This window comes from Methylobacterium sp. 22177 (assembly GCF_052045615.1).
In the GTDB taxonomy this organism is placed as follows: domain Bacteria; phylum Pseudomonadota; class Alphaproteobacteria; order Rhizobiales; family Beijerinckiaceae; genus Methylobacterium; species Methylobacterium radiotolerans.
This window is the reverse complement of record NZ_JBQEPK010000025.1, coordinates 1-11,101: the sequence shown is the minus strand read 5'-3', so window position 1 is coordinate 11,101 and position 11,101 is coordinate 1. Positions and strand designations below refer to the sequence as shown.

The following is an 11,101-nucleotide window of genomic DNA, read 5'->3' as shown; positions in this document are numbered from 1 at the left end:
CAGGCCGGGGCTGAGGTCGCCACGGCCGACGGAGGCCTGCTCGCCCGCTACGAGATCATCGACGTCACTCCCTCCGTGGTCGAGGCCCTGCGCGGCCGGCCGCTGGACAGCCTGCTCGCCTCCTTCGGCGACCACCGCCCCTCCTCCGAGCCGGTCATCGGCATCGGCGACATGGTCTCGGTCTCCGTCTGGGAAGCCGGGTCCGGCGGCCTGTTCTCCGGGCCCCTCGTCGCCGACCGCTTCTCCGCAGGTTCCAAGTCCGCCCTCATCCCGGAGCAGCCCGTCGGGCGCGACGGCGCCATCTCGGTGCCCTACGCCGGCCGCATCAAGGTCGCCGGCCGCCGCACCCAGGACGTCCAGGCGCTCATCGAGAACGAGCTCGCCGGCAAGGCCATCCAGCCGCAGGTGCTGGTCTCGGTCACACGCCCGATCTCCCAGGCCGTCACCGTCACCGGCGAGGGCGCCGCCGGCGCCCGCCTGCCGCTCTCGGGCCACGGCGACCGCATCCTCGACGTCATCGCCGCCGCCGGCGGCAACCGCGCGCCGGTCAACGAGACCTTCGTGCGGCTCTCGCGCGGGCCGGTGACCGCGACCGTGCCGCTGACCACGGTGGTGTCGAACCCGCGTGAGAACATCTACCTGCGGCCCAACGACGTGCTGACCCTGGTGCGCGACCCGCAGACCTTCATCGCGGTGGGCGCGCTGGGCAACAGCACCGAGCTGCCGTTCCAGGCCGACGGGATCACGCTGGCGCAGGCGCTGGCCAAGGCGCGCGGCCTGTCGGACTTCGCCGCCGACCCGGCCGGCACCTTCATCTTCCGGTTCGAGCCGGCCAGCGTCGTGCGTCGTCTCAGCCCCGGCTCGAAGCTGCTCGGCACGCCTCTGGTGCCGGTGGTCTACCGGATCGACATGCGCGACCCCAACAGCCTGTTTGTGTCGCAGGCGTTCCGGATGCGCAACCGCGACCTGATCTACGTGTCGAACGCGCCCTTCACCGAGGTCCAGAAGGTCCTCACCGCCTTCAGCGGCATCACCGGCCCGGCCTCCTCGGCCGCCCTGGCCTATTCCTACGCCAAGTAGGACCCGTGCTCCGCGACGGGCGGCACCGCCGCCGGTCGCCGCGCTGGGGGTGCCGCGCGCGTCCGACCGAGACTGCCGCGGTCTGTCGATACGAAGAAGGGGCGCGGATATCATCCGCGCCCCTTCTTCGTGAGGGTCTCGAAGAACCGTGGCGCGCGGCCCCGGCCGGGCTCAGACCCGCTTGGCCAGCAACTGCTCGATCAGCGAGCCGCCCTTGTCGATGGCCGCCAGCTCCTCGGCCACCGCGTTCACGGTGTCGCGGATCTGGTCGGGCGTGTGCTCGGAGGTGAGGAAGAAGCGCAGGCGCGAGGCCCGCTCCGGCACGGCCGGGTGGATGATCGGCTGCACGTTGATGCCCCGGCGGAACAGCCGGTCCGACAGGGTCACGGCCTTCAGCGAATCGCCGACGATGATCGGCACGACCGCGAGGCCGAGGCTGAAACCGGTGTCGAGGCCGAGCTTCTTCGCGGTGGCCAGGAACAGGGTGCCGTTCTGGCGCAGGCGCTCGACCCGCTCGGGCTCGGCGTGCATCACGGCGAGCGCCGCCTCGGCCGCGGCCGCGAGCGGCGGCGACATGCCGACGCTGTACACGAAGCCGCCGGCGGTGTGCTTCAGGTACTCGATCAGCGCGATCGGGCCGCAGATGTAGCCGCCGCAGGTCGACAGGGTCTTCGACAGCGTGCCCATCCAGATGTCGACCTCGCGGGGGTCGACACCGCAATGCTCGAACAGGCCGGCGCCGGTCCGGCCGGTGACGCCGAGGCCGTGCGCCTCGTCGACCATCAGCCACGCGTCGTAGCGCTTCTTGAGGGCGACGAGCCCGGCGAGGTCCGGCGCGTCGCCGTCCATGCTGTAGAGGCCCTCGACCACGATCAGCGCCCGGCGATGCTCGTGGCGGGTCGACTGGAGCAGGGTTTCCAGGGCGTCGAGATCGTTATGCGCGAAGGAGCGCCGCTGGGCGCCCGACAGCTGCGCGCCGGTGACGATGCTGTTGTGGGACAGCGCGTCGTGGAAGATCACGTCGCCGGCTTCCAGCAGGGCGCCGATGGTCGTGACGTTGGTGGCGTGGCCGCTCACCATCACGATGCAGCCCTCGGACTGGTAGTGCTTGGCCAGCGCCTGCTCGAGGCTGATGTGCCCCGGCCGCTCGCCCGCCACGACGCGGCTCGCCGACGCGGAGGTGCCGTAAGCCTCGATCGCCTCCCGGGCGGCGTTGCTCACCCGCGGATGGCCGTTCAGGCCGAGGTAGTCGTAGGACGAGAAGTTGGTGAAGCTCTTCTGGTCGATCCGCGTCGTGGCCCCGGCCTTGGCGTCGTGGACGCGGAAGAACGGGTTGCCCAGGCCGATCAGATCGGCCGCCTGGCGCTGGAGCTTCAGCTCGCGGTAGCCCGGCAGGTTCTCGAAGTTCTGCGCCGCCGACTTGCCGGCGGGAGAGGCCGTCTTGACGGGGGCCGGGCGCGGCGTCGCGCGCCCGAGCCGGTTGGTCACGAAGCCGGCGAGCGCCGCGCGCCCACCGTCCGGCCGTGCCGTGTCGGTCATGAGTTGGTCTCTTTGATCTCGCTGGACGTCTGCTCGATGAGTTCCTTGAGAGGCGCGAGGATCTGCGCATCGACCTCACCGCCGACATGCTTCGAGACGAGGCTCATCGCGACGCCGGCCGTCTCGTCCATGGGCGCGGAAACCGCCTGAATTAAGGACTCCGACAGCTCATTGACGGTCATGCCCGACGAAAGTCCGGCGGGCGGCGCGTCGAGGGCGAAGCGCTCCTGCAGGCTGGCGCCGAGCTCGACGCCCATCAGCGAGTCGAGGCCGATCTCCGAGAGCTGGCGCACGCGGCTGATGTCGTCCTTCGGCAGCCGCAGGATGCGGGCGATGTCCTCGACGATCGCGTCCGACACGGTCTTGCGGACCGCGTCGAGGTCGCCGCCCTTGAGCAGCGCGGCGATGTTGATCGCCTGGACGCCGCCGGCCTCGGCCTGCTGGTCGGACCCGAGTTCCGCGTAGCTCGGCGAGCGCATGGTGGCGAGACGCTCGCGCGCCTTGCCCCAGTGCATCGCCGCGATGGCGATGACGCCCTCGTCCGGGGACGCGCCCTGGCTGCCCAGCGCCTCGGCCATCAGGTCGAGGCAGCGGCGGGCCTCCATCGGCGTGACGCCGACGCGGCCGGCGAGGCCTTCCATGACCGCCTTGTTGCGGGCGAGCATGCCGACATCGCCGATGGCGCCCCAGGCCACCGCCAGCGCGGGCAGGCCGCGGCGGCGGCGCTGGCGCGCGAGGCCTTCCATGAAGCCGTTGGCGGCCACGTAGGAGCCCTGGCCCGGGTTGCCGATGAAGGTCGTCGCCGAGGAGAACAGGACGAAGTAGTCCAGGCTCCGGTCGCGGGTGGCGGCGTCGAGGTGCTGCGCGCCGATCACCTTCGGGCCGATCACCGCGTCGAGCGCCGCGGCGTCGATGTTGGAGATCAGGCCGTCCTGAAGAACCGCCGCGGCGTGGAGCACGCCGGCCAGCTTCTTGCCGCCCTGCTCGATCCCGGCGATGAGCCGGTCCACCGAGGCGCGGCTGGTGATGTCGACGGCCTTGGCCTCGACGGTCACGCCCCGGGCCGACAGCTCCGCCACGATCGCCTTGGCCTCGTCGGTGGCCGCGCCCTTGCGGCCCGCGAGCACGAGGTGCTTGGCGCCCCGGTCGATCAGCCAGCGCGCCGCCTCCAGGCCGAAGCCGCCGAGGCCGCCGGTCAGCAGGTGGACACCCTCGGCCGAGACCGTGAACGGGCGGGCCGTGTCCTTCATGATCGTGCCGGCCTTGGGCGGGCTGATCACGATCTTACCGATGTGGCCGGACTGCTGCATCAGCCGGAACGCGTCCGAGGTCTCGGCCGCGGTGAACGGCTGGTACGGCAGGGGCTTCAAGCCGCCGTCGTTGAACAGCGCCATGACTTCGCGGAACATCCGCGCGCCGTCGTCGCCCTGGTGCTGGATCACCTGATCGAGGTCGACGCCGAAGTAGCTGAGGTTCCTCCGGAACGGGCGCAGGCCGATATGGGTGTTGGCGACGTAGTCGCGCTTACCCAGCTCGACGAAGCGGCCGAACGGCCGGAGCGCGTTGAGCGAGCGCTCCATCGCCTCGCCGAACAGGCTGTTCAGCACGATGTCGACGCCGTCGCCGGTGATCGCCCGGACCTCGTCCACGAAGGCGAGGGAGCGGGAGTCGAGCACGTGCTCGGCGCCCAGCGCCTTCACCAGCGCCCGCTTCTCGCGGGAGCCGGCCGTGGCGATGACCCGCGCGCCCTTGAGCTTGGCGATCTGCAGGGCCGCGAGGCCGACACCGCCCGCGCCGCCGTGGACCAGCACCCATTCGCCGCGCCGCATCCGGGCGCAGGAGACGAGGCCGTAATAGGCGGTGAGGAAGGCCACCGGCACGGTGGCGGCCGCCATCGGGTCGAGGCCCTGCGGCATCGGCGCGACGACGAGGTCCGGCACCACGATGTGCGTCGCGAAGCCCGACTGGGCGAAGGCGACGACCGGGTCGCCGACCTTGAAGCCCTTCACGCCCGGGCCGACGGCCGTGACGCGGCCGGCGCACTCGAGACCGAGGCGGGGGCCGGCGAAGCCGTCCTCCAGGATCTCCTCGGGGAGCATCGAGAGCGCCCAGAGCACGTCGCGGAAGTTGAGGCCGGTGGCCTCGACCGCGATCTCCATCTCGCCCTTGCCGGGGGCGCGGCGCTCGGCCGGACCCCAGACCATCTCGCTGAGGCCGCCGGTGTTGCTGCGCTCCAGGCGCGCGGCCTCCGCCGGGACGGCGTCGGCCGGATCCCGGTGCTGCGGCCGGCCGGCGTGGAAGCGCACGACCTGGGTCCGCTCGTCGTCCAGCACGATCTCGGTCTCCGGCGTGCCGGAGAGGATGAGGTCGCGCAGGCGCTCGGAGGCGCGCTTCGACGACATCTCGGGGGAGAGGTCGATGCGGCGGACGTCGAGGTTCGGGGCCTCGTTGGCGAGCGTGCGGGAGAAGGCCCACACGCCGGCCTCGATGTTGGTGGTCTGGCCGCCGCGGTCGCGGGTGGCGCCGGGCGCCACGACCCAGAGGCGGGTCTGGCGGCTGCCGAGATGCTCGGTGCAGCGCTTCAGGCTGAGGCAGCGGTCGCGCAGCCGCTCGGCCGCCTCGCCGCCGCGGGTGAAGGCGCCGGCCAGGAACACCACCGTGTCGGGGGTCTCCTTCTCCAGCTCCATCAGGGAGGTCTCGGAGTCGAGGATGATCGAGACGTGCACGCCGCCCGCGACCAGCAGGGTGGCCAGGGAGGACGCGGTCTCGGCCGCGAACTCGTCGTCCGAGCCGATGATGAAGGCGAAGCTCTGCGCCGGGGCCGGGCCCGGGCGCACCGGCGCCTCGGCCGTCAGCAGCAGGTCGTCGCCGTTGGCCGACGCCGCCCGCTCGACCTCGACCTTGACCAGGCCGTGGGCGCTCAGGATGCGCTGCCAGCCCTCGATGTCCTCGAGCCGGCCCACGGGCAGGCCGCCCGCGGCCTCCTCGAACCAGCCGGCCGTGAGACCGAACACGAGGTCGCGGAACAGGGAGGCCCCCGGCTCCACCGCCACCAGCAGGCCGCCGGTTGCGAGCGCCCCGGCGAGCTGGCCCGGCAGGGCGCGGTCGCCGCGATGCAGGCTGCCCGAGGCCAGGATCAGGTCGAAGCTGCCGGGCGCGAGCTCCTCGGCGGTCTCGACCACGGCGGCGGCGCGGCCGAGCGACAGGCGGGCGCGCTCGGCGAGCCGGCGGTCGGTCTCGAAGACCGTGAGCCGGGCCTCGGCGGCGGCCGCGAAGGTCGCGGTCTGGGCCGAGAGCGGGCCGAAGCCGACCTGCAGGACCCGCAGCGCCCGCTCCTTCGGGAGCTGGGCGCGGCTCCGCTCGATCAGGTCGGCGACCACGTCGGCGCCGTGGCGCGCGGTGGCCGAGCGCAGCACGAAGGCGTCGATCGCCCCCTGCGGCAGGGCCGGCGCGTCGCTCAGCGTGCCGGCGAGCAGCCGGTCGACCAGGGCGCCGACATCGGCGATCAGCACCAGCTCGGCCGAGAGATCCGGGTGGTCGCCGGCGATCCAGCGCATGATCTCGTCGGGCGCGGGCAGGGCGGAGCCGTCGCCGAGCGTCCAGTTCGGGCCCGCGCGCTCGGCGAGGCCGCTGCTCTCCAGGGCGTAGAGGGCGTTCAGCAGCCAGGGGCGCAGGGCCTCCGGCACGCGGCTGTCGGTGACCGTGACGGTCTCGCCCTGCGCCAGCCCGGAGGCCAGGCGGTAGGCGAGCGAGGTCGCCCAGCCCTCCAGCAGGAGGTGGCCCGGCGAGAGGGCGGCGTCGGCCGGCCCCTTCGCCTCGGCGGCGAGCGGGCGCAGACGCGCGGCCACGCTCGGGCGGCGCTCCATCGGGATCGCGGTCGGCTCGGTGGCGAGCTCCGGCACCTGCGAGATCGCGAAGGCCGAGAGGTCGCCGCCGCTCTTGGCGCGCAGGGCCTGGAACCGGCCCTCGCGGATCGTGGCGATGACCGCGCCCTCGGCGTCGAGGAGCGTGAAGTCCGCCAGGATCGAGCGCTCGTTGCAGCGGCGGGTCCGGATGATCGAGCGGGCGATCACCGCGCCGGGGCGCAGCAGCCGCACCTCGCCGAAGCGCACCGGGATATAGGCCTTGCCGCCGTTCTCGCCGAGCAGGTCGGCGAAGAGCAGGATCAGCCCGTGGAAGCAGGCGTCCAGCCGGTTCGGCACGAGGCCGTAGCGGGTGTCGGGCTCGGCCGGCAGCAGGTCGGACACGATGGTGGCGTCGTCGAGCCGGGCGCTCATCGCCACCTGCTGGAAGCTCGGGCCGAAGCCGAGCCCGGAGGCGAGGGCCTTGGCGTAGAGCGCGTCGCCGGTGAGGACGTGGTCGCCCGCGGTCTCGAAGCTGAAGCCGTCGAGATCCGGCGCCTTCGGGTCCGAGAAGCTGCCCTCGACGATCTTCGCCTGGGCGTGGAGCTGCCAGGGGGTCTGGGTCAGGCGCGGACGGCTCAGCACCTGGATGCCGTTGCCGGAACCCGACAGGCGCACCGCGACCTCGCGCAGGGCGTCCTCGGCGAACACCATCGGCGCCACGATCTCGAAGTCGGCGAGCACGACCGCGTCGTCGCGCAGGGCCTCGCGGACGCAGGCCAGCGCCATCTCGACGAAGCCGGCACCCGGCATGATCACCTGGCCGTCGACCTTGTGATCCTCCAGCTCCGGCACGGTCACCGGATCGACGAAGCCGTTCCACTCCAGCCCGTCGAAGGCCGTGCGCGACCCGATCAGCGGGTGGTAGGGGCGGGGGCTCATCGCGCCCACGCCCTCGGTGGTGTCGGCGAGGCGGAACGGGCGGCGCTGCCAGGGGTAGGTCGGCAGGCGCACGTCGCCCTTCGGCGCGTCGCCGAACAGCAGCGTCTCGTCGACCTGCGCGCCCTGGACGAGGGCGGCGCTGACCGCTTTGGCGATCGGGTCGCCGCCGGAGGCCTTGCGGTGCATCACGCCGACGGTGGCGGTCTCGATCCCGAGCGGCTCGACCGCGTCGCCGACGTGGGACATCAGGGTCGCGCGCGGGCCGACCTCGACGAAGACGCGGGCGCCGCGGCGGGTCGCGTCCTGCACGGCCTCGCAGAAGCGCACCGGCTCGCGGATGTTGCGCCACCAGTAGCCGGCGCCGAAATGGGAGCCGTCGAGCACGCTGCCCGTGACGGTGGAGACCATCGCGGTGGTGCCGGCCTTGGCCTTCAGCCCCGCGAGGTCGCGCAGCAGCGGCTTCTCGGTCGGATCCATCAGCCGGCCGTGGAAGGCGTAGGCGAGGTCGAGCTTGCGGCCGCGGCGGCGCTTGCGCGACAGGGCCTTGAGGGCGGCGTCGATGTCGGCCACCGGCCCGGCGACCGTGACGGCCTTGGGGCTGTTGTAGGCGGCGATGTCGAGGGTCGGGTAATCCTTGAGGAAGGTCTCGACCTCCTCGGACGGCATCAGCAGCACCGCCATGGTGCCCTGGCCGTGCGTCGTCTCCTGGTGGTGGCTGCGGTAGTAGATGACGCGGACCGCGTCCTCCAGGCTGAGGATCCCGGCGGCCTCGGCGGCCGCGATCTCGCCCACGCTGTGTCCGAGGACGTAGGACGGGATCAGGCCCTTCGCCTTGAGCGCGGCCGTCGAGGCGCTCTCGATGGCGAAGATCAGCGGCTGGGAGACGCTGGTCAGCGCGAGGCGCTCGTCGAGGTCGTCGGCGTAGAGCGCGTCCTTCAGCGACCAGTCCGAGTAGGCGCGGAACAGGGTGTCGATCCGGTCGAAGGTCGCGCGGAAGACCGCGTTCTCCTCGTAGGCCTCGCGGCCCATCCCGGCCCACTGGCTGCCGTTGCCCGAGTAGATGAACGCCACTTCGGCGACGCGGTCGACCGCGGTCCCGGTGAAGGCGTCCGGCGTGTCCTCGCCCTCGCCGACGGCGCGGAGCGCGGCGGCGACGTCGGCCTTGCCGTCGAGCGCGACGGCGAGGCGGGCGGGCATGCGCTCGCGGCGATGCGCCACCGCGGCCGCAACGGTCGCGACCTGCTCGGGGGCGGACTCGAGGCGCTCGGCGTAGTCGAGGGCGAGCTCGTTCAGCGCGGCGCGGCTCTGGGCCGAGAGCAGCAGCACCTGGGCCTGGGGCTCCGCGGTCGCGGCGGCGGGCTTCGCCCAGGCGGGGGCGTCGGTGATGACGACGTGGGCGTTGGTGCCGCCGAAGCCGAAGGAGTTGACGCCGGCGAAGCGCTCGCGGGCGCCGCGGCTGATCGGCATCGCTTCCCGCACGACGTGCAGGTTGAGCTCGCCGAAGGGGATCTCGGGGTTGAGCTCGGCCGCGTGCAGCGACGGCGGCACGAGGTCGTGCTCCAGGGCGAGCGTCGCCTTCATCAGGCCGGCGAGGCCGGAGACCGGCTCGGTGTGGCCGATATTGGTCTTGATCGAGCCGATCGGCAGCGGCGCCTGCCGCCCGCGGCCGAGCTTCGAGCCGATGGCCGAGGCCTCGATCGGGTCGCCCACCGGCGTGCCGGTGCCGTGCGCCTCCATGAAGGCGAGGTCGTCGAGCCGGATCTCGGCCTCGCGATAGACCTTCTCCAGCAGGGCACCCTGGGCGTAACCCGAGGGGAGGGAGATGCCGGTGGTCCGGCCGTCGGAGTTGATGCCGGAGGCGGCGACCACGGCGCGCACGGTGGCGCCGTTGCGCCGCGCGGCCTCGGCCGATTGCAGCACGAACACCACGCCGCCCTCGGAGCGCACGTAGCCGTCGGCGTTCTTGGAGAACGCCTGGCACAGGCCGGTGCGCGAGAGCATCTGCGCGGTGGAGAAGCAGATGAAGTTGAACGGGCTCGCCAGCACGTTCACGCCGGCGACGACCGCGGTGTCGACGCGGCCCGACCGGATCGCCTGCACGGCGTTGTCGAAGGCGACGAGCGAGGACGAGCAGGCCGTGTCGACCGTGAAGCTCGGGCCCTTCAGGTCGAAGATGTAGGAGATGCGGTTCGAGATGATCGAGAGCGTGTTGCCGGTCGCCGCGTAGGCGTCGCCCGACGGCGCGTCGAGGATGCGCAGGTTGCCGTAATCGAGGGACGAGGCACCGACGAACACGCCGATGTTGCTGCCGGCGACGCTCGACGGGCGCAGGCCCGCGTCCTCGAGGGCTTCCCAGGTCAGCTCCAGCAGCATCCGCTGCTGCGGGTCCATCTGCTCGGCCTCGCGGGGCGAGATGCCGAACACCGCCGGATCGAACGACCACACGTCGTCGATGACGCCCGCCGCCCAGGTGTAGCTCTTGCCGCGCTCATGGGCGCGCGGGTGGGCGAACCGCTCCAGGGAGAACCGGTCGGCCGGCACCTTGCTGACGGCGCAGCGCCCCTCGGAGAGGAGTGACCACAGGCCGTCCACGCTGGGGGCCCCGGGCAGTCGGCATGCGCGTCCGACGATCGCAATGTCTGTACGTTGTGTCACGTTCGGTTCGCACACGCTCGTTATCGGAAGTCGGCTCGGCTCTCGACGAGTGAGTACCCTCTCACCCCTTACTGTGGCACCATTGCGGTGTCCAACCAGCCCCAACGCGAGGTCATCCCTGCGTGGCAAAATTGCCGGAGGCTGTGACATGTATTCATCAGAAGCTTATCCAATTCCTGCGGCCAAAACGCCAAGTTTGAACCGCCGGACCGGCTTTCGAGACGCGGGCTCGATCACGAGAAAGCCACAGTTGCGCCTCCGCGGCCGCCGCCCGTCTAGCGGCATCGATGCCGATTCCGGAAGAAATCTTCGCGGTGTCGGGCAGATCCCGCACAGGAATCCGGGTCCGCGAGCTCGCGCGGCGACGATCAAGACCCGATCCGGGCGACGCTCTCCTTGGTTCGTCCGACCCCGCAATAGGTGAAACCGTGACGGGCGGCGCTCACCGGGTCGTAGATGTTGCGCAGGTCGATCAGCACGGGAGCCGCCTCGCCGGACGACATGGCCCGACGCAGCCGGTCGAGGTCGAGGGCCCGGAACGCGTTCCACTCGGTGACGATCACCACCGCATCCGCGCCCTCGGCGCAGGCGTAGGCGTTCTCGGCGTAATCCACAGCCGGCATCAGGATCCGGGCCTGCTCCATGCCCTCGGGATCGTAGGCGCGGACCACGGCGCCGGCATCCTGCAGGCCGGCCACGATCGCCAGCGAGGGCGCGTCGCGCATGTCGTCGGTGTTCGGCTTGAAGGTCAGGCCGAGCAGCGCCACCGTCTTGCCCCGCACCGAGCCGCCGCAGGCCCTGATCACCTTGCGCGCCATCGCGCGCTTGCGCTGGTCGTTGACCGCCACCACCGTCTCGACCAGCCGCAGCGGCGTTCCGGCGTCCTGCGCCGTCTTGACCAGCGCCAGCGTGTCCTTGGGGAAGCACGAGCCGCCGTAGCCCGGCCCGGCGTGCAGGAACTTCGACCCGATCCGGTTGTCCAGGCCGATGCCGCGCGCGACCGCCTGCACGTCCGCGCCCACCGCCTCGCACAGGTCCGCGAC

The 11,101-nt window shown here is 72.1% G+C and carries 4 protein-coding genes; 1 reads left to right on the top strand and 3 read right to left on the bottom strand.

The window, feature by feature from the left end; translation table 11 throughout:
- On the top strand, positions 1-1,080 hold a 1,080-nt coding region (locus ACTJK8_RS20825; RefSeq protein WP_440762448.1), incomplete at its 5' end, for a polysaccharide biosynthesis/export family protein.
- 171 nt (positions 1,081-1,251) lie between these two features.
- Here ACTJK8_RS20825 and ACTJK8_RS20820 read toward each other — a convergent pair.
- From ACTJK8_RS20820 to ACTJK8_RS20810, 3 genes are all read right to left on the bottom strand, one after another.
- Positions 1,252-2,619, bottom strand: a complete 1,368-nt coding sequence (locus ACTJK8_RS20820) for an aminotransferase class I/II-fold pyridoxal phosphate-dependent enzyme (RefSeq protein ID WP_012317954.1) — start codon at positions 2,617-2,619, stop codon at positions 1,252-1,254.
- Positions 2,616-10,058 (bottom strand): SDR family NAD(P)-dependent oxidoreductase, encoded by a 7,443-nt coding sequence (locus ACTJK8_RS20815; protein ID WP_440762447.1) that lies wholly within the window; start codon positions 10,056-10,058, stop codon positions 2,616-2,618. Before ACTJK8_RS20815 ends, ACTJK8_RS20820 begins: the two co-directional genes overlap by 4 nt.
- Before the next feature lie 368 nt (positions 10,059-10,426).
- Positions 10,427-11,101 (bottom strand): UDP binding domain-containing protein (locus ACTJK8_RS20810; RefSeq protein WP_440762446.1); only part of this gene is annotated, 675 nt, incomplete at its 5' end.